The 18,532-nt window shown below is 62.2% G+C and carries 15 protein-coding genes; 4 read left to right on the top strand and 11 right to left on the bottom strand.

The features are described 5' to 3' along the window. Positions 1-42: 42 nt before the first annotated feature. Positions 43-1,311, bottom strand: coding sequence for an aspartate aminotransferase family protein (locus tag FX984_RS16625; RefSeq protein WP_146477707.1), 1,269 nt, complete (start codon positions 1,309-1,311; stop codon positions 43-45). 209 nt (positions 1,312-1,520) lie between these two features. On the opposite strand from FX984_RS16625, the gene FX984_RS16630 reads away from it, so the two are divergent. Further along, a complete protein-coding gene (locus tag FX984_RS16630; protein WP_146477705.1) occupies positions 1,521-2,420 on the top strand; it encodes a LysR family transcriptional regulator in 900 nt (299 codons plus the stop codon). A 240-nt stretch (positions 2,421-2,660) separates the two neighbouring features. Here the strand turns inward: FX984_RS16630 and FX984_RS16635 are convergent, their stop codons facing one another. From FX984_RS16635 to bioB, 10 genes are all read right to left on the bottom strand, one after another. Further along, complete coding sequence (locus FX984_RS16635; protein ID WP_098480824.1) at positions 2,661-4,439, bottom strand: acyl-CoA dehydrogenase C-terminal domain-containing protein; 1,779 nt, start codon at positions 4,437-4,439, stop codon at positions 2,661-2,663. Positions 4,440-4,561: 122 nt separating this feature from the next. Beyond that, positions 4,562-6,331 (bottom strand): acyl-CoA dehydrogenase C-terminal domain-containing protein, encoded by a 1,770-nt coding sequence (locus FX984_RS16640; protein ID WP_146477703.1) that lies wholly within the window; start codon positions 6,329-6,331, stop codon positions 4,562-4,564. 90 nt (positions 6,332-6,421) lie between these two features. Beyond that, positions 6,422-7,711 (bottom strand): GGDEF domain-containing protein, encoded by a 1,290-nt coding sequence (locus FX984_RS16645; RefSeq protein ID WP_146477701.1) that lies wholly within the window; start codon positions 7,709-7,711, stop codon positions 6,422-6,424. Positions 7,712-7,915: 204 nt separating this feature from the next. Beyond that, positions 7,916-9,721 carry a phenylacyl-CoA dehydrogenase gene (locus FX984_RS16650; RefSeq protein WP_027605944.1) on the bottom strand — a complete coding sequence of 602 codons (1,806 nt, stop codon included), beginning with the start codon at positions 9,719-9,721 and terminating at the stop codon, positions 7,916-7,918. Between the two features lie 252 nt (positions 9,722-9,973). Continuing rightward, the gene (locus FX984_RS16655; RefSeq protein ID WP_027605946.1) at positions 9,974-10,255 is read right to left on the bottom strand and encodes a hypothetical protein; all 282 of its coding nucleotides are present in this window, start codon (positions 10,253-10,255) and stop codon (positions 9,974-9,976) included. A gap of 106 nt (positions 10,256-10,361) precedes the next feature. After that, positions 10,362-11,042, bottom strand: a complete 681-nt coding sequence (gene bioD, locus FX984_RS16660) for a dethiobiotin synthase (RefSeq protein ID WP_027605947.1) — start codon at positions 11,040-11,042, stop codon at positions 10,362-10,364. After that, complete coding sequence (gene bioC / locus FX984_RS16665; protein ID WP_027605948.1) at positions 11,039-11,851, bottom strand: malonyl-ACP O-methyltransferase BioC; 813 nt, start codon at positions 11,849-11,851, stop codon at positions 11,039-11,041. Before bioC ends, bioD begins: the two co-directional genes overlap by 4 nt. Continuing rightward, positions 11,844-12,575 carry an alpha/beta fold hydrolase gene (locus tag FX984_RS16670; protein WP_098480821.1) on the bottom strand — a complete coding sequence of 244 codons (732 nt, stop codon included), beginning with the start codon at positions 12,573-12,575 and terminating at the stop codon, positions 11,844-11,846. The genes bioC and FX984_RS16670 overlap by 8 nt, the downstream gene beginning before the upstream one ends. Continuing rightward, positions 12,568-13,749 (bottom strand): 8-amino-7-oxononanoate synthase, encoded by a 1,182-nt coding sequence (gene bioF, locus FX984_RS16675; RefSeq protein ID WP_092355534.1) that lies wholly within the window; start codon positions 13,747-13,749, stop codon positions 12,568-12,570. The genes FX984_RS16670 and bioF overlap by 8 nt, the downstream gene beginning before the upstream one ends. 46 nt (positions 13,750-13,795) lie before the next feature. Then, entirely contained in the window at positions 13,796-14,851 is a 1,056-nt protein-coding gene (gene bioB, locus FX984_RS16680; protein ID WP_010207025.1) for a biotin synthase BioB, read from the bottom strand. A gap of 92 nt (positions 14,852-14,943) precedes the next feature. Here bioB and FX984_RS16685 point away from each other — a divergent pair, with 92 nt between their 5' ends. The 3 genes from FX984_RS16685 to FX984_RS16695 all read left to right on the top strand — a co-directional run bounded on the left by FX984_RS16685 (position 14,944) and on the right by FX984_RS16695 (position 18,476). Further along, positions 14,944-15,681 (top strand): ComFC family protein, encoded by a 738-nt coding sequence (locus FX984_RS16685; RefSeq protein WP_146477699.1) that lies wholly within the window; start codon positions 14,944-14,946, stop codon positions 15,679-15,681. 52 nt (positions 15,682-15,733) lie between these two features. After that, a complete protein-coding gene (locus FX984_RS16690; RefSeq protein WP_092355540.1) occupies positions 15,734-16,498 on the top strand; it encodes a TOBE domain-containing protein in 765 nt (254 codons plus the stop codon). 79 nt (positions 16,499-16,577) lie between these two features. Further along, positions 16,578-18,476: a PhoX family protein gene (locus tag FX984_RS16695; protein WP_146477697.1), complete on the top strand. Its 1,899-nt coding sequence runs from the start codon at positions 16,578-16,580 to the stop codon at positions 18,474-18,476. Positions 18,477-18,532 lie beyond the last annotated feature (56 nt).

The raw sequence follows: 18,532 nt of genomic DNA on the forward strand, positions 1-18,532 counted from the left end.
TGGAGGCGCCGCGTATACCGCGAGACGGTTCAGGAATGTGGGTCAGACGGCGATGCCCTTGCGGCATTGCAACTGGGCGGTGCGTACCCGGGAAAAAGCGCGGGCCAGGCGCAGGAGCATTTCGTCGATGTTGCTTTTGCTCACCGTAAGCGCCGGGGTGAAGCGCAGGCAGTCAGGTTGCGGGGCGTTGAGGATCAGGCCTTCGTGCAGGGCGGCTTTTACCACTGCATCTGCAGAATCATCCGACAACGTCAGGCCCCACATCAGGCCGTGGCCGCGCAATTGGCCCTGGTCGTAGCGGTAGGCCAGCCGGGCAAGGCCTTCGCCCAGGTAAAGGCCGGATTCACGTACGTGTTCCAGGAAGCCATGCTCCAGCACCGTATCGAGTACCGCCAGCCCGGCCGATGCCATCAATGCGTTGCCATGATGGGTACCTTCCAGCTCACCCACGTCGAAGCAACAGGCGTTGCCGCGCGCCAGCAGCGCAGCCAATGGCACGCCGCCGCCCAGGCCTTTGCCGAGGGTGATGATGTCGGCTCGCACACCGTATTGCTGTTCGGCAAGCAAGGTGCCGCAACGGCCAAGGCCGGTTTGTACTTCGTCGAGGATCAGCAGGATCCCCAGTTCGCGGCACAGCCGTTCAACCCCCTTGAGGTAATGCTCCGTCGCGGGGATCACACCGGCTTCGCTCTGGACCGGCTCCAGCAGGATGGCGACTGTCTGTGCGTCGACCGCAGCATGCAGGGCCGGCAGATCGTTGAACGGCACATGGCTGAAGCCGGGCAATTGCGGTTCAAAGCGGTTTTCCAGCGTTCCCCCCGACGCCGCCAGTGCCGCGAAACTGCGACCATGGCAACCATTGCTCGCGCTGATAATGCGGTAGGCCCCGCCGCGATGCAGTTGGCCCCACTTGCGCGCCAGCTTGATCGCCGCTTCGCAGGCCTCTGCGCCACTGTTGAGCAGGTAGGCCTGGTCGCTGCCGGTACGATGGCACAGGCGGTCGACAAGATTGAGTTGAGCGCGGTTATGCAGACCCAGGCCTGGATTGATCAGGGCCTGGGTCTGGTCGGCAAGGGCTTTGATCAAGACCTGCGGGCTGTGGCCGAGGCTGTTGGCAGCGTTGCCCTGGCTGAAATCCAGGTAAGCACGCTCGTCGCTGTCCCACAGCCAGGAGCCCTGGCCACGTACGAAAACCTGAGGCGGCCTCGCCACGGTGGGCATCAGCGCCTCGCTGGACAGCGTATCGGGTGAAGCCTCCAGCACCAGGTCGTCCAGGCTGGGCACGGGGCGACGCATATTGAAGAGATTCACAGCTTGCCCCCAGTGGCAACCGGGCCTTGGTCGGTTTTCCCTGCAATCACTGTCTGCGGGTGTGTTGCCTTGCCTATGTAAACGCCATCAACATAAACGCTGTTCATTGCCCGATCCGGCCCTGTAAGCCCTGCGAATAGGCGCTAGACTAGGCGCCTCGGGGGCTACCGGCCATTTCGATTTTCCAGCTTTTTCGATAAGTAAGCCTTATGGATTTTAAGCAACTGCGTTATTTCGTCGCGGTGTATGAAGAAGGCCATGTGGGCCGTGCCGCTGAACGCCTGTCGATCTCCCAGCCGGCGCTCTCACAACAGATCCGCCAGTTGGAGCGCAACCTCGATGTGAGCCTGTTCGAACGCAGCAGCAAACGCCTGCTGCCCACCCTGGCCGCCCATACGCTGTACAACCATGCCTTGCCGCTGATCGATGGCATGCAGCAAGCCGTCGAAGCCTTGCGTAACTTCAAGGGCCAGGCCATGCGCACCCTGGCCATCGGCGTGCTGCAAACCGTGCACACCAGCCTGGTCCCGCAAATGCTCGAGCGCGTGCGCAAGGCCCAGCCGCACCTGGTGGTGCAGATCTACGAATTGACCGGGATCGAGATTGAACGGCGGTTGCTTAACGGCTCGCTGGACATCGGCATCAGCTATCTGCCGCCACGCCAGCCGGGGCTGCACGGCGTGTTGTTGTATGAGGATGAGCTGAAGGTGGTCATCCCCGAGGACCATCCCCTGCGCGAATTCAAGAAAGTCTCGCTGAAACAGGCCGCCGAACTGCCGATGTTGTTGCTGGGGGAAGAGTTCCAGGTTCGACAGATCTGGCAGGGTCAGTTATCCAACCTCGGACGCCGGCCGCAGGTACAGGCGGAGTTGAATACCATGGTGGGGATTCTCGACAGCTTGCCTAACACCAAAATGGCCACGGTGCTGCCGGGACGCTCCCAGGACGAACACAACAGCCAGTCGCTGCTCTGGAAGCCCTTGAGTGAACCCAGGGTGCCACTAAAGGTAGGTTTGGTGTGTCGCGATGTACAGCGCCAGCAGGCAACCATGGCGCTGCTGCGCACCTTGCTGGAAGACGTGATGAATGCGCCGCAGGCACTGCCGTGAAATTCGGCGCCTGACTTTTTCGCGGGCAAAAGAAAACCCCGCCGAAGCGGGGCTTTGCAGACTGTTTCCCTGACATCCATTTCACTCCGCCATCCTGGCAGAATCCTACGTGTCCGTGTTGTTGCTTTGCGCTTCCTGCGCGACGTCCATGTGAAGTAGATTATCCGTGGATCCAATTTGGCGATAGAGGACGATTAGCAGTACGTCATGTAAGAGAATGCTTACACGCCCTCCAAGCCCTTAGAACAGTGCCTCATCCAGCAAAAACAAGGATTCGCTACCGGCTTTTACAGACGCACTCAGCGAGTGAATACGTGGCAACAGACGCGCAAAGTAGAAGCGCGCGGTGCCCAGTTTGCTGGCGTAGAAGTCTTCCTCAGTCTCCTTGCCCAACGCGGCCTTGGCCATACGTGCCCACATATAGGCGTAGGCCATGTAACCAAATGCATGCAAATACTCCACCGAGGCTGCGCCGATCTCGTTCGGGTTGGTCCTGGCGCGATCCAGCACCCAGGCGGTCAATTCGTCCAGGTTATCCACCGCTGCGCTCAACGGTTGGCTGAACTCAGCCAGTTCGGGCCCCGCCGAGGCGATGAACTGGCGAATCTCGTCGGCGAACAAGGTGTAGAACGCACCGCCGCTACCGACGATCTTGCGCCCCATCAAATCCAGTGCCTGGATGCCGTTGGTGCCTTCGTAGATCTGCGTGATGCGTACATCACGCACCAGTTGCTCCTGGCCCCATTCGCGAATGTAACCGTGGCCGCCAAACACTTGCTGGCCGAGCACGGTGGTTTCCAGGCCCAGGTCGCTGAGGAACGCCTTGGCGACCGGCGTCAACAAGGCCACCAGGTTATCGGCCCGCTCGCGGGCAGCGGCATCGTCACTGAACTTGGCGATGTCCAGCTGCGTCGCCACATAGGTGGAAAACGCGCGACCGCCTTCGTTGGCGGCTTTCATGGTCAACAGCATACGGCGCACGTCGGGGTGGACGATGATCGGGTCGGCCACTTTGTCTTTGGCCTGGGCACCGGTCGGCGCACGGCTTTGCAGGCGGTCGCGGGCATATTCAATCGCGTTCTGGTAGGAGCGCTCGCCGGACGCCAGGCCCTGGATACCCACGCCAAGGCGCTCATAGTTCATCATGGTGAACATCGCCGCCAACCCACGGTTGGGTTCGCCCACCAGGTAACCCACGGCTTCGTCGAAGTTCATCACGCAGGTGGCGGATGCCTGGATACCCATCTTGTGTTCGATGGAGCCGCAGCTCACCGGGTTGCGCGCGCCCAGGCTGCCGTCGGCGTTGACCATGAACTTCGGCACCAGGAACAGCGAAATCCCCTTCGGACCGGCCGGTGCGTCCGGCAACTTGGCCAGTACCAGGTGAATGATGTTCTCGGTGAGGTCGTGTTCACCGCCAGTGATAAAGATCTTGGTTCCGCTGATCCTGTAGGAACCGTCTGCCTGCGGCTCGGCCTTGGTGCGGATAATCCCCAGGTCGGTACCGGCGTGTGCTTCCGTCAGGCACATGGAGCCGGCCCACTCGCCGGAATACATCTTCGGCAGGTAGATGGCCTTGAGTTCCTCGCTGGCGTGGGTGTTGATCGACACGCAGGCGCCGGAGGTCAGCATCGGGTACAGGCCGAACGCCAGGCTTGACGAGTTGATCATCTCCTCGACCTGGGCCGATACCGCCTTGGGCATGCCCATGCCGCCAAACACGGGGTCGCCGCCTACGCCGACCCAGCCACCTTCAGCGTAGGTCTTGTAGGCCTGTGGATAACCCTCCGGAGTAAACACCGCGGTGTTATCCCAACGGCAGCCCTGTTCATCGCCACCGCGGCTGAGCGGGGCGATGGATTTGGCGGTGACCTTGCCGGCTTCTTCGAGGATGGCCTCTACGGTCTCGGCGTCAACGCTGTCTGCCAATGCCGGCAATTGGGCCCAAGTGGTGGCGACCTCAAAGACTTCGTTGAGGACGAAGCGCATATCACGCAGCGGCGCTTTGTAATCAGCCATGGCAAACCTCGTGAGAACGTGAAAAGTGATTCGATAGGATCGGTTTTACAGGCTCCGAGTGTACCCGAACAACTTTTCAGACACATAGGGTCCACTTGTGACTGATTGGTATTTTTAAGTCATCACAACGCAAACGACTCCGCAGGCAGACTCATCAGGCATTCGCTGCCCGCTTCCACGGCGGCGCGATGGGTTGCGGTACGTGGCAGCAGACGCTTGAAGTAAAAGTCGCAAGTGGCCAGCTTGGCTTTGGCAAACTCAGTGTCATCCTGCGCCAGCGCGGCAATGGCCATCCGCAGCCACAGGTAGGCGAGGATGATGTAACCGCTGTACATCAAGTAATCCACCGCCGCTGCGCCCACCTCATCCGGGTTTTTCATCGCGGCCATACCGACCTGGGTAGTCAGCTCGCCCCATTCCTGATTCAGTTGATTAAGCTGCACCACATAGCCCTTGAGCTGCGCATGTTCGGCATTCGCCGCGCAAAACTTATGCACTATTTTAGTAAAACCGCGCAGCAGCTTGCCCTGGCTGCCCAGCACCTTGCGCCCCAACAGATCGAGGGCCTGGATGCCGTTGGTGCCTTCGTAGATCGGTGCAATCCGCGCATCGCGTGCCAGTTGCTCCATGCCCCACTCACGAATGTAGCCATGGCCGCCGAATATCTGCATGCCGTGGTTGGTCACCTCCAGCCCGGTGTCGGTCATAAAGGCTTTGCAGATGGGGGTGAGGAACGCCAACAGGTCTTCGGCCTCCTGGCGCTGGCCGGCGTCGTTGCAAAGGTGCGCGGTGTCGAGCAACTGCGCGGTGAAATAGGTGAGTGCGCGGTTGCCTTCGTTGAAGGCTTTCATGGTCAGCAGCATACGGCGCACATCGGGATGCACGATGATCGGGTCGGCGGCTTTCTCCGGGGCCTTGGCGCCGGTCAGCGCGCGCATCTGCAGGCGGTCGTTGGCGTACTTGATCGCGCCCTGGAAGCTCGCCTCGCCATTGCACAGGCCCTGCATGCCGGTGCCCAGGCGGGCGTGGTTCATCATGGTGAACATGCAGTTGAGGCCCTTGTTCGCCTCGCCAATCAAAAAGCCCTTGGCGCCGTCGAAGTTGAGCACGCACGTGGCCGAGGCCTTGATGCCCATCTTGTGCTCGATGGAGCCGCAGTGCACCGCATTGCGCTCAGCCGAATCCACATGGAACTTGGGCACGATAAACAACGAGATACCCTTGGTGCCCGCCGGCGCGTCCGGCAGCTTGGCCAGCACCAGATGGATGATATTGGCGCTCATGTCGTGCTCACCGGCCGAGATGAAGATCTTGCTGCCGGTGATCGCGTAGCTGCCATCCGCCTGGGGCACGGCACGGGTCTTGATCAGGCCCAGGTCGGTGCCGCAATGGGCTTCGGTCAGGCACATGGTGCCGGTCCATTCGCCTGCGGTGAGTTTGCTCAGGAACGTGGCCTTCTGCTCTTCGGTGCCGTGGGCGTGGATCGCCGACATCGCGCCGTGGGTCAGGCCCGGATACATGCCCCACGAGGTGTTGCTGGAGCCGATCATCTCGCTGAGCACCAGGCCCAACGATTGCGGCAGGCCCTGGCCACCGTAGGCCGGGTCTGCCGCCACCCCGTGCCAGCCGCCCTCGACGTACTGGGCGAAGGCTTCCTTGAAACCCTTGGGCGTGGTCACCACGCCGTTGTCGAAATGGCAACCCTCTTCATCACCACTGCGGTTGAGTGGCGAAAGCACGTTCTCGCAGAATTTGGCGCCTTCTTCGAGGATTGCACTGACCATGTCCGGGCTGGCATCCGTGGCGCCCAGGGCAGCGTAGTGGCCGTGGAAATCAAACACGTGGTCGATCAGAAAGCGCATGTCGCGCAGGGGAGCTTTGTACTCAGGCATGGCGGTGTCTCCGGCGGCAGATCCTTTCAACCTACTGCCGGCCAGCGCCTCGGACAATCATTGTAGAACCGCTGAATACAGCGCCATCACTCAACCGGCAGCGCTCTGCATGCGCACCGCGCCACGGCGGGTCTGCCCGGCCGCAACCACACAGTTACGCCCCGCGCCCTTGGCGGCGTACAGCGCCTGGTCGGCGGACTTGAGCACTTCTTCCGCCGTGCGCTGGTCGATCTGGCGTTCGGCCACGCCGATGCTGACCGTCACCGACACACTCGACGCGCCGCTGCCCGCCCGGCGTTGACGGCCTTGTTGATCATCCTGGGGCCGGTCCGAATTGCGCAGCTTGATGTCGTAGTTGGCGACGATCTCGCGGATTTCCTCCAGGTGCGGCATGCACTCATCCAGGGTCTTGCCGGCAAACACCACGGCGAATTCTTCACCGCCGTAGCGGTAGGCACGCCCACCCCCATTGACCTTGGACAGCTTGCTCGCCACCAGGCGCAGCACCTGGTCGCCCACATCGTGACCATGGGTGTCATTGAAGCGCTTGAAGTGATCGACGTCGGTCATCGCCAGCACATAATTGCGCCCCAGCCGCTGCATGCGTTCGTTCAAGGCTCGGCGCCCCGGCAGGCCGGTCAGTTCATCGCGGAATGCCATTTGATAAGCCTCGTGGGCCACGCCGGCGGCGATCATCAGCATGACCTGGCTGCACATGATATTCAGCGTGAACGGCAGGATGAAGGTCTGCGGCAACATCCAGAACATCCCCAGCAACCCGACCAGTTGCGCCGCATGCAGCGGACGCGGCTGGTACCAGTATTGCGCCGCCAGAGTGAGGAAGCCGACCAGGAACATCGGGTATGACAGCTGGATCAGGCTCATCCAGGTCCCATGCAGGGCTGGCCAGCGGATCTCCGCCAGCCAGTTCAGCAGTGCCTGGGGATAACTTTGCTCCAGGGCCAGCGCCACACTGCCGATTGCCAGCAGCACCGCACAACGGGCAACGAAGTCGCGAAACAGGTGGGTCTTCTCCTGCCACAGCGCGTAGATGCTGAACAGCAACGGCAATAACAGGCAACACAGGTGAAACACCACAGCCGCGTCTGCGCGCACGCGGCCATTGTCGCGATAGAAATCGGTCTGGGTATCGAGCAGGAAGTAGGCGATGTACACCGTGATCATCAGGAACAATTCACGCTGACGGCGATAAACCGCGCAGTACGAACCGCCCAGCAACAGCACCAGGGTCGGCAACACATTGAACAGCGAGGTGAAGAAGACGCTGAGGTCCTTGACGTACGCAGCCGAGAGCCCGGCCAGCAACAGCAGCAACGAAGGAAGAAAGTGACTGAAACGTAAAGCAGACACGCGTGACAAGGGTAAAACTCCGACCCGCAAAAAGTAGTGGCACTGTGCCTTGATGCGAACAGTTAAGCACACCCTGCCCGCCATGTATCACATTGCCATCACTGTAACGGCAGCCGGAGAAAATCCCTGAGCGCTGCACTGTGTTTTTTATCCCCCAATGAAAAAACCGCCGCTCCCAAGGGAAGCGACGGTTTCAGATGAACCCGGTAAGGCTTAGTAAGCCAGGCCGAAGTCTTCTTCTTTCATGTCCATCAGGTTACTGGCGCCCGACAGCATGGTGGCCACGTGAGTACGGGTCCGCGGCAGGATGCGCTGGAAGTAGAAGCGCGCGGTTTGCAGCTTGGCGGTGTAGAACGCTTCTTCGCTGGTACCGGCGGCGAGTTTTTCGGCAGCCAGGCGCGCCATGTCGGCCCAGAAGTAAGCCAGGCAGGCGTAACCGGAGTACATCAGGTAATCCACCGAAGCGGCCCCCACTTCTTCGCGGTCTTTCATCGCGGCCATGCCGACCTTCATGGTCAACTCGCCCCACTCTTTGTTCAGCGCAGCCAGCGGTGCCACGAACTCCTTGACCGCGTCGTTGCCTTCGTTGGCCTGGCAGAACTTGTGCACGATCTTGGTGAAGCCCTTGAGCGCTTCGCCCTGGGTCATCAGCACTTTACGGCCGAGCAGGTCCAGTGCCTGGATGCCGGTGGTGCCTTCATACAGCATGGAGATACGGCTGTCGCGAACGTTCTGCTCCATGCCCCACTCGGCGATAAAGCCGTGGCCGCCATAGATCTGCACGCCGTGGTTGGCGGATTCAAAACCGACTTCGGTCATGAACGCCTTGGCAATCGGGGTCATGAATGCCAACAGGCCGTCGGCCTGTTTCTTGGCCTCGTCGTCGGTGCCGTATTTGACGATGTCCACTTGCTTGGCGGTGAAGTACACCATCGCACGGTTACCTTCGGCGAAGGCTTTCATGGTCAGCAGCATGCGGCGCACGTCAGGGTGCACGATGATCGGGTCGGCGGCCTTTTCCGGCGCTTTCGGGCCAGTCAGGGAACGCATCTGCAAGCGATCGCGGGCGTATTTCAGGCCGCCCTGGAAGCCGATCTCGGCGTGGGCCAGGCCTTGCAGCGCGGTGCCCAGGCGAGCGGTGTTCATAAAGGTGAACATGCAGTTCAGGCCTTTGTTCGCCGGGCCGATCAGGAAACCGGTAGCCGCGTCGAAGTTCATCACACAGGTGGCGTTACCGTGGATACCCATCTTGTGTTCCAGGGAACCGCAGCTCACGGCGTTGCGCGCACCGATCGAGCCGTCGGCGTTGGGCAGGAACTTGGGCACGATGAACAGCGAGATGCCTTTGGTACCCGCCGGTGCGTCCGGCAGGCGGGCCAACACGATGTGGACGATGTTGTCGGCCATGTCGTGTTCACCGGCCGAGATGAAGATCTTGGTACCGGAGACTTTGTAGGAACCGTCAGCCTGAGGCTCGGCCTTGGTGCGCAGCATGCCCAGGTCGGTACCGCAGTGTGGCTCGGTCAGGCACATGGTGCCGGTCCACTCGCCCGATACCAGCTTGGTCAGGTAAGCCTCTTGCTGCTCGGGGGTGCCATGCTCGGAAATGGTGTTCATCGCACCATGGGACAGGCCCGGGTACATGCCCCATGACCAGTTGGCTTCGCCGACCATTTCGCTCACGGCCAGGCCCAGGGATTCCGGCAGGCCTTGGCCACCGTGCTCCACGTCGTGGGCCAGGCTTGGCCAGCCGCCTTCGACGAATTGCTTGTAGGCTTCTTTGAAACCAGCAGGGGTTTTAACGCCAGACTCACTCCAGGTGCACCCTTCGATGTCACCCACGCGGTTCAACGGTGCCAGCACTTGCTCACAAAACTTGGCGCCTTCTTCGAGAATGGCGTCAACCATGTCCGGGGTAGCGTCCTGGCAAGCCGGCAGGCTCTGATAGTGCGCTTCATAGCCGAGCAGTTCGTCACGAACGAAGCGAATATCACGCAAGGGGGCCTTGTAGTCAGGCATAGCGATAAACCTCTGCTGATGTATCTGGAATGAACAACCGCGTGGATGTGTTGTGGCGGTCAAACAGGTGTTTGAAACATACGTTTACGACCTGGGGATGTCAAGCGTCGTCCAGACACCGTTTGTCATGACGCGGGTCAATGGCAGGCATGGCGAGGCCTGCGGCGGGATGCCACAAGGTGTTCAGAAGAAAATGGAGGATTGCGCAAAGGCGACCAGCCCCAGGAAGAAGCCGGTCGTACGAAAGAGGGGTTAAGCGAAGGTGTCGATCAGGGTACCGAGCATTTCGTCTGAAGCCTTGGCGACCTTGGCGCCCAACTCCACTTGAAACTTGCCTTGGGCCATTTCAACCATATTGCTCGCCGAATTCGTCGGCTGGGCGCGGTCATTGGCTTGCAACCGGTCGCTCTGTGCGTCAGACGGCTGGGTGGTCGCGGCGCTGGCAATCCTGCCGGCGGCCTGGTCGACACGGCTCTGCCCGGCCTGAATGGTGCTCAGCCCCGAGTAAAACGCGCTGCTGCCAGAGATGTCCATGGCTTCAACCTGCCTTTAGAGAATCGTGAAGTTGAATTGAAGCAGACATACTGGCAAAAAGCCCGTTAAAAACACTAATGGCATAATGCCTTGCCGATAGCCAGAATCAGTCAAGCAGGTCCAGTTGCAGGTACTCAGCTACCGCCTCGGCGCCGGCGTGCTTGAGCTTTGGCACTCGGCCCAGGCATGGTGCGGGCAAACGCTCGGCCAGGGTCGCGAGGTTTTCTTCCAGACGAGAGGTCTTGGGGTCGATGATATTCGCCACCCAACCGGCCAAGGGCAAACCGTCCCGGGCGATGGCTTCGGCGGTGAGCAAGGCATGGCTGATGCATCCCAGGCGCACGCCCACCACCAGGATCACCGGCAGTTGCAGCGCCATGGCCAGGTCCGACAGGTTGTCCTGGTCAGCCAACGGCACCCGCCAACCGCCTGCGCCTTCGATGAGGGTGAAATCCGCCTGACGCGCCAGAATCTGCTGCATGGGTTTCAACAACGACTGCACCGTCAGCGCGACGCCGGCCTCCCGCGCGGCCAGGTGGGGCGCGATGGCGGGTTCGAACGCCACCGGGTTGACCTCGGCATAACTCAACGGCAATGAACACTCGGCCAGCAGCGCCAGGGCATCGGCGTTGCGCAAGCCCTTGGCCGTGACCTGGCAGCCGGAAGCCACGGGCTTTCCAGCCGCAGTGCTTCTGCCCGCTTGCCGGGCGGCGTGTAACAGGCCGGCGGCGATAGTGGTCTTGCCGACATCCGTATCGGTGCCGGTGATGAAATAGGCGGCGCTCATAGGGGCTTCTCCAGGACGGCGTACACCACTTGATACGTGGCCGGCAGTCCCTCGGCCTGACGGAACTGCTCGTAGGCGTCTACCAGTGCAACAATCCGCGCACGGCCCGTCAACCCTCCCGGGCGGCCTGGGTTGAGATTATGCGCCCCCAGCGCCTTGAGCTCATGGGTCAGGCTGCGCACATCCAGGTAATGCAGCACATGGGGACGTCGCTCCAGGCTGACCACGCGCAAACCGCTGGCCGCGCACAAGTGCTGGTACGCCTCGAAGGTGCGGAAGCGATTGACGTGCACCAGGCCATCCGCCGCCCGCCAGCTTTCGCGCAGCTCATCCAGCGTCCCGACGCACAAACTGGCGAACGCCAGCACGCCACCCGGCCGCAGCACGCGATAGGCCTCGCTGAGCACCGCCTCGAAGTTCGCACACCACTGCACCGCCAGGCTGGAGAAGAGCAGCTCGAAGCTCTCGGCTTTCAGCGGCAAGCGTTCTGCATCGCCCGCGACAAAATGATGTGCGCCACCCAAAGGCCGCGCATGGTTAAGCATGCCCTCGGCAATATCCAGCGCCACACCTTGGCTGGCGGGCAACAACTCGCCCAGCACACGGCTGAAATAACCCGTGCCGCAGCCCATATCCAGCCAGTGACGTGGCGCACACGCTGATGGCAGCCGGGCCAGCAGCCCATGCCCTACGGCGCGCTGCAACTCGGCGACGCTGTCGTAACTGGCCGCCGCACGGGAAAACGACGCCGCCACCTGGCGTTTGTCCGGCAAGGCGCCCGGCAGGGAGGGCTGGGATAAATCAGTCATCGACGCACTCATGCAAAAAAGCCTGGATGGCCCCCGCTACACCGTGGGGGTCTTCCAGAAGAAAAGCGTGACCAGCCTGTTCAATCAGGCCGATTTCCACATCCGGCAGCAGCCTCAGCAGGTCGCTGGCGGCTTCGGCGGGCACCAACCCGTCCATGCCGGCGAACAGGTGCAACTGTGGGCCGCGATAAGCCAGCAAGGCTTCGCGGGTATCCAGTTGGGCCAGCAGTTCCAGGCCGGGCATCAACACGTTGGACGCTGAATGCGGCGCGCCACTGACCAGCAGGCGCGACAGCCCGCGCGGGTCTTCGGCGCCCTTGGCGCACAACAGGCCGAAGCGCTTGAGGGTGACTTGGGAATCGGCATGGCAGCCGGCCAGGAACGCATCGAAGGTCTCGGCGGGCATCCCATGGGGCCAGCCCTCGTGGGCGACGAAACACGGATTGCTCGCCAGGGTCAGCAACCCGCAGCAACGCTCGCCGCGCCGCGCCGCCAGTTCGGCAGCGAGCATGCCGCCCAAGGACCAGCCGCCCAGCCAGGCGTTGTCGGGCAGGGTAGCGTCGAGTTCGTCGAGCCATTCATCGAGGTCGCTGGAAGCAAGCGCCGGCAATGGCTCGACCTGCACCTGCAGGTGTGCGTCCAGGCCACGCAAGGCGGCGGCCAAAGGCTCCAGCGGCGATACGCCGAGCCCCCAGCCGGGCAGCAGGATCAGTCGATCACGCATGGTCGGGCTCCGTGGCACCAGACAAGCGGAAACACTCTTCCAATGCGTTTAACAATAGCTGTACCTGCGCCTCGCTGTGGGCTGCGGTCAAGGTCACGCGCAAACGCGCGCTGCCGGCGGGAACGGTGGGCGGGCGGATCGCCGTGACCATCAGGCCGCGCTCACGCAGCATCTGCGACAGGCGCACGGCCTTGGCACTGTCGCCGATCAGGATCGGCTGGATCGGTGTAAAGCTGTCCATCAAGTCCAGGCCAAGCTGCTCGGCGCCCTGGCGAAACTGACGAATCAGCCGGTCGAGGTGCTCGCGCCGCCAATGTTCGGTGCGTAGCAGCTCCAGGCTCTTCAGGGTGGCGCAGGCCAGCGCCGGCGGTTGGCTGGTGGTGTAGATATATGGCCGGGCAAACTGGATCAGGCTTTCGACCAGGTCCTCACTGCCCGCGACAAACGCGCCCGCCGTGCCGAACGCTTTGCCCAGGGTGCCGACCAATACCGGCACGTCGTCCTGGCTCAAGCCGAAATGCTCGACGATCCCGCCGCCATTGGCACCCAGCGGACCAAAGCCATGGGCATCATCCACCATCAACCAGGCGCCTTTGGCCCTGGCTGCACGGGCCAGTGCCGGCAGGTCGGCCAGGTCGCCGTCCATGCTGAACACACCATCGGTGACCACCAGCGTATTGCCAGTGGCTTTCTCCAGGCGCTTGGCCAGGCTGATCGCGTCGTTGTGCAGGTAGCGATTGAAACGCGCACCGGACAGCAAGCCGGCATCCAGCAGCGAAGCATGGTTGAGCCGGTCTTCCAGCACCGTATCGCCCTGCCCCACCAACGCCGTGACCGCACCAAGGTTGGCCATGTAGCCGGTGGTAAACAGTAACGCTCGCGGGCGCCCGGTAAAGTCGGCCAGCGCCTCCTCCAGCTCATGGTGCGGCGTGGCATGGCCCACCACCAAGTGCGAAGCCCCGCCGCCCACGCCCCAACGGGACGCCCCGGCGCGCCAGGCCTCGATCACTTGCGGGTGATTGGCCAGGCCCAGGTAATCGTTATTGCAGAATGCCAGGAGGGGTTGACCGTCAACCACCACCTCCGGGCCTTGGGGGCTCTGGAGCAGCGGGCGTTGACGGTAAAGGTGTTCGGCACGGCGGGCAGCGAGGCGCGCGGAGAGATCAAAAGACATGCAGGCCTCGGGGTGGCAGGTGCAACTCGGTCAAAACAGGTGGGAATCAAACAACGGCGTTATAGAACTGCTCGCTGCTCTTCTGCTCCACCAACGCCTGTTCGATGGCCGCCTGGTGCACTTCATCCGCATGCTCTTCACGGGCTTCCGGCAGGATGCCCAGGCGCGAGAACAGTTGCATGTCCTTGTCGGCCTGCGGGTTGGCGGTGGTCAGCAGTTTGTCGCCGTAGAAGATCGAGTTGGCACCGGCAAAGAACGCCAGGGCCTGCATCTGCTCGTTCATGGCTTCGCGCCCCGCCGACAGGCGCACATGGGATTGCGGCATCAGGATGCGCGCCACGGCCAGCATGCGGATGAAATCGAACGGGTCGATGTCCTCGGCATTTTCCAACGGTGTACCGGCGACTTTCACCAGCATATTAATCGGCACCGACTCCGGATGCTCCGGCAGGTTGGCCAACTGGATCAGCAGGTTGGCGCGGTCGTCGAGGGACTCGCCCATGCCGAGGATGCCGCCGGAGCAGATCTTCATTCCCGACTCACGCACATAGGCCAGGGTTTGCAGGCGCTCACTGTAGGTACGGGTGGTGATGATACTGCCGTAGAACTCCGGCGACGTATCCAGGTTGTGGTTGTAGTAATCCAGGCCGGCCTGGGCCAGGGCTTCGGTCTGGTCCTGGTCGAGACGGCCGAGGGTCATGCAGGTTTCCAGGCCCATGGCCTTCACGCCTTTGACCATCTGCAGCACATAGGGCATGTCTTTGGCCGACGGGTGTTTCCAGGCGGCGCCCATGCAGAAACGGGTCGAACCGATGGCCTTGGCGCGAGCGGCCTCTTCGAGGACCTTCTGCACCTCCATCAGCTTTTCTTTTTCCAGGCCCGTGTTGTAGTGGCCCGACTGCGGACAATATTTGCAATCTTCCGGGCAGGCACCGGTCTTGATCGACAGCAGTGTCGACACCTGTACACGGTTGGCATCGAAATGCGCGCGGTGCACGGTCTGCGCCTGAAACAACAGGTCATTGAACGGCTGCACGAACAACGCTTTGACTTCGGCTAAAGACCAATCGTGACGCAAGGTGGCGGTGGTGCTGGCGCTCATGGGCGATTCCTTGATTATGCTTTGGCAAACGCTGCGGGAAGGGCAATACCCACAGGCACGACACGGATGCTCGGCATATTTAAGGAAGATTCATGCACTGTCAACCAAGCTACAAACACGAAGTTTACATCTGGTCAAAAAACATACAGAAATGTTTAATCTGCGACGAGACGACTGAAACCGCCGACTGTGTGTGCAACGTCTGCGAAACCGAGCTGCCCTGGCTGATGGAGCATTGCGAAATCTGCGCTTTGCCTTTGGCGATGGACGGCCTGGTCTGCGGCCAGTGCCTGAGACAACCGCCCGCCTTTAAACACGTGATCGCACCCTGGACCTACAGCTTTCCGGTAGACACCCTGATCAGTCGCTTCAAGCACCAGGCACGCTGGCCCCTCGGGCATATGCTGGGGCGCTTGCTGGGGCACTACTTGCAACATCGCTTCGACAACCACTCACTCACCCGCCCGGACATGCTGCTGCCGGTGCCCATGGCCCGCAGGCGCCTGCGTGAACGGGGCTATAACCAGGCGCTGATGCTGGCGCGCTGGCTCAGCGCCGACCTCGACCTTCCCCACGATGCACATCTATTGCTACGCCCTTATGAAACCGTCGCGCAGCAAGCCCTCGACGCCAAGACGCGCAAACGCAACCTGCTCAACGCCTTCGCCCTGGCCCCCGGTGCCGAGGTGCGCGGCCGCCACCTGGCGCTGGTGGACGACGTGCTCACCACCGGCGCCACCGCCCACAGCCTGGCGCGGTTATTGATCAACGCCGGCGCGCGACAGGTAGACGTGTACTGCCTGGCCCGCACACCAAAGCCTGGCACTTGACTCTCATGCCTCGCGGCCGCAACGTCCGCTCATCCCACTACAGCGAATGCCCATGTCCCTACCGACTCTGCTCAGCCAACATATTGTCCGCCGCCCCCAGCGTATCGCCCTGCTGGGGCATATCGCCGAGCAGGGCTCCATCACCCGCGCCGCCAAAAGTGCGGGCTTGAGCTACAAGGCTGCCTGGGACGCCATTGACGAGCTGAACAACCTGGCGCAAAAACCCTTGGTCGAACGCAGTGTCGGCGGCAAGGGCGGCGGCGGCGCCAAACTCACAGCCGAGGGTGAACGGGTGTTGCGCCTCTACCAGCGCCTGCAAGTGTTGCAGGCCGAAGTGCTTGGCTCGGACGAAGCCGCCAGCGACTTCAACCTGCTCGGCCGCTTGATGCTGCGCACCAGCGCCCGTAACCAGTTGCATGGCCAGGTCATTGCGATTGAACAGCTTGGCCGCAACGACCTGATTCACTTGCAGCTCGCCGGAGGGCTGACCCTGGCGGCACAAATCACCCATGACAGTACGCAACGGCTGGAGCTGGAGGTCGGCGTGGAAGTTGTTGCGCTGATCAAGGCCGGCTGGCTGGAATTGCTGGCGCCCGACAAACCTGCAACACCTGGACACAATTGCATGAGCGGAACCGTCGACGCGATTCTCGCCGCCGAGGACGGCCCCAGCGAAGTGCGCATCGCCCTGCCCAATGGCCAGGTTTTATGCGCCTTGGCGCAGCCCGCCGCACTCGAGGCCCTGGGCGCCGCCGCTGGCAGGACGCTCCAAGTGCAATTTGCCGCCAGCAATGTGCTGCTCGGCACGCCGGTCTGAGCCAAATAGCTCTTCAAACTGCAACAATTTCGTCACGCCCGCTCCTTATGGTGTCTGCAAAAACCGCAGGGAGCCTGACATGAACCTATTAGAAGAAAACCAAGCCACCGACCTCGAACAGATGGTCGGCCTCACCCGCCGCCGCTTCATCGGTGCCGGCGCCCTGTGCGGTGCGGCGATGTTCCTCGGCGGCAACCTGCTGAGCCGCAGCGCCCTGGCCGTCAACGCCGCCTCCGCCAGCCCGCTGCTGGGCTTTACCAGCATCGCCGCGGCCACCAGCGACACCATCACCCTGCCGCCGGGCTACAGCGCTTCGGTGCTGATCAGTTGGGGCCAGCCGCTGCACAAGAGCGCGCCGGCCTTCAACCCGTCCGGCAACGGCACCGCCAAGGCCCAGGAACAACAGTTCGGCGACAACAACGACGGCATGAGCCTGTTCGCCTTCCCCGGCGACGACAACCGCGCACTGATGGCGATCAACAACGAATACACCAACTACCGCTACCTCTTCGCCCACGGCGGCGCGCCGCAATCGGCCGAAGACGTGCACAAGGCCCAGGCCAGTGAAGGCGTGTCGGTGATCGAAGTGCGGCGCAAAGGTGACACCTGGCAGTTCGTCCAGGACTCGCGCTACAACCGCCGCATCCACGGCAACTCGCCGATCCGCCTGAGCGGCCCCGCCGCCGGCCATGAATGGTTGAAAACCAGCGCCGACAAGTCCGGCAAAAAAGCCCTCGGCACCTTCCAGAACTGCGCCAACGGCCAGACCCCATGGGGCACTTACCTGACCTGTGAAGAGAACTTCACCGACTGCTTCGGCAGCAGCAACCCGCAGCAAGCGTTCGATGCCGGGCAGAAACGCTATGGCGTGGTGGCCGCCAGCAAAGAGATCAACTGGCACCTGCACGACCCGCGCTTCGACCTGGCCAAGAACCCCAATGAACTCAACCGCCACGGCTGGGTCGTGGAAATCGATCCGTTCGACCCGCAATCCACCCCGGCAAAACGCACCGCCCTCGGCCGCTTCAAGCACGAGAACGCCGCCCTCGCGCAAACCCGTGACGGCCGCGCCGTGGTGTACATGGGCGACGACGAGCGCGGCGAGTTCATCTACAAGTTCGTCAGCCGCGACAAGATCAACCACAAGAACCCCAAGGCCAACAAAGACCTGCTCGACCACGGCACCTTGTACGTGGCCATCTTCGATGCGGGCGATGGCAACGCCGATCATCCGAAGGGCAAAGGGCAATGGGTCGAGCTGACCCATGGCAAAAACGGCATCGACGCCAGCACCGGCTTCGCCAGCCAGGCCGAAGTGCTGATCCACGCACGGCTGGCCGCCAGTGTGGTGAAAGCCACGCGCATGGACCGCCCGGAATGGATCGTGGTCAGCCCTACCGACGGCCAGGTCTATTGCACCCTGACCAACAACGCCAAGCGCGGCGAAGACGGCCAACCGGTGGGCGGGCCCAACCCGCGTGAGAAAAACGTCTACGGCCAGATCCTGCGCTGGAAGGCCAACGCCGATGACCATGGCGCCGCGGACTTCAGCTGGGACCTGTTTGTAGTGGCCGGCAACCCGGGCGTGCATGCCGGCACGCCAAAAGGCGGCTCGTCCAACATCAACCCACAGAACATGTTCAACAGCCCCGACGGCCTGGGGTTCGACAAGGCCGGGCGCCTGTGGATCCTCACCGATGGCGACTACAGCAACGCCGGCGACTTCGCGGGCATGGGCAATAACCAGATGCTCTGCGCCGACCCGAGCACCGGTGAAATCCGTCGCTTCATGGTCGGGCCGGTGGCCTGTGAGGTGACGGGCATCAGCTTCTCGCCGGATCAGAAAACCCTGTTTGTGGGGATCCAGCACCCGGGTGAAACCGGGGGTTCGACCTGGCCGGAGCATCTGCCGAATGGCAAGCCGCGCTCCTCGGTGATGGCGATTCGGCGGGATGATGGCGGGATTGTCGGCGCCTGATAGACCGCTATCGGGGGCAAGCCCCCTCCCACACTGGAGATAAACGCGGTCACCTG

This window comes from Pseudomonas marginalis (genome assembly GCF_008692035.1).
Lineage (GTDB): Bacteria > Pseudomonadota > Gammaproteobacteria > Pseudomonadales > Pseudomonadaceae > Aquipseudomonas > Aquipseudomonas marginalis.

Bases quoted from the DNA above. Each gene is read 5' to 3' on its own strand.
- FX984_RS16670 (WP_098480821.1), bottom strand. From the start codon at position 12,575: ATGCGTGATCGACTGATCCTGCTGCCCGGCTGGGGGCTCGGCGTATCG.
- FX984_RS16685 (WP_146477699.1), top strand. From the start codon at position 14,944: ATGCACTGTCAACCAAGCTACAAACACGAAGTTTACATCTGGTCAAAA.
- FX984_RS16655 (WP_027605946.1), bottom strand. From the start codon at position 10,255: ATGGACATCTCTGGCAGCAGCGCGTTTTACTCGGGGCTGAGCACCATT.
- FX984_RS16690 (WP_092355540.1), top strand. From the start codon at position 15,734: ATGTCCCTACCGACTCTGCTCAGCCAACATATTGTCCGCCGCCCCCAG.
- FX984_RS16640 (WP_146477703.1), bottom strand. From the start codon at position 6,331: ATGCCTGAGTACAAAGCTCCCCTGCGCGACATGCGCTTTCTGATCGAC.
- bioD (WP_027605947.1), bottom strand. From the start codon at position 11,042: ATGAGCGCCGCCTATTTCATCACCGGCACCGATACGGATGTCGGCAAG.
- FX984_RS16650 (WP_027605944.1), bottom strand. From the start codon at position 9,721: ATGCCTGACTACAAGGCCCCCTTGCGTGATATTCGCTTCGTTCGTGAC.
- bioF (WP_092355534.1), bottom strand. From the start codon at position 13,749: ATGTCTTTTGATCTCTCCGCGCGCCTCGCTGCCCGCCGTGCCGAACAC.
- FX984_RS16695 (WP_146477697.1), top strand. From the start codon at position 16,578: ATGAACCTATTAGAAGAAAACCAAGCCACCGACCTCGAACAGATGGTC.
- FX984_RS16635 (WP_098480824.1), bottom strand. From the start codon at position 4,439: ATGGCTGATTACAAAGCGCCGCTGCGTGATATGCGCTTCGTCCTCAAC.
- FX984_RS16630 (WP_146477705.1), top strand. From the start codon at position 1,521: ATGGATTTTAAGCAACTGCGTTATTTCGTCGCGGTGTATGAAGAAGGC.
- bioC (WP_027605948.1), bottom strand. From the start codon at position 11,851: ATGACTGATTTATCCCAGCCCTCCCTGCCGGGCGCCTTGCCGGACAAA.
- bioB (WP_010207025.1), bottom strand. From the start codon at position 14,851: ATGAGCGCCAGCACCACCGCCACCTTGCGTCACGATTGGTCTTTAGCC.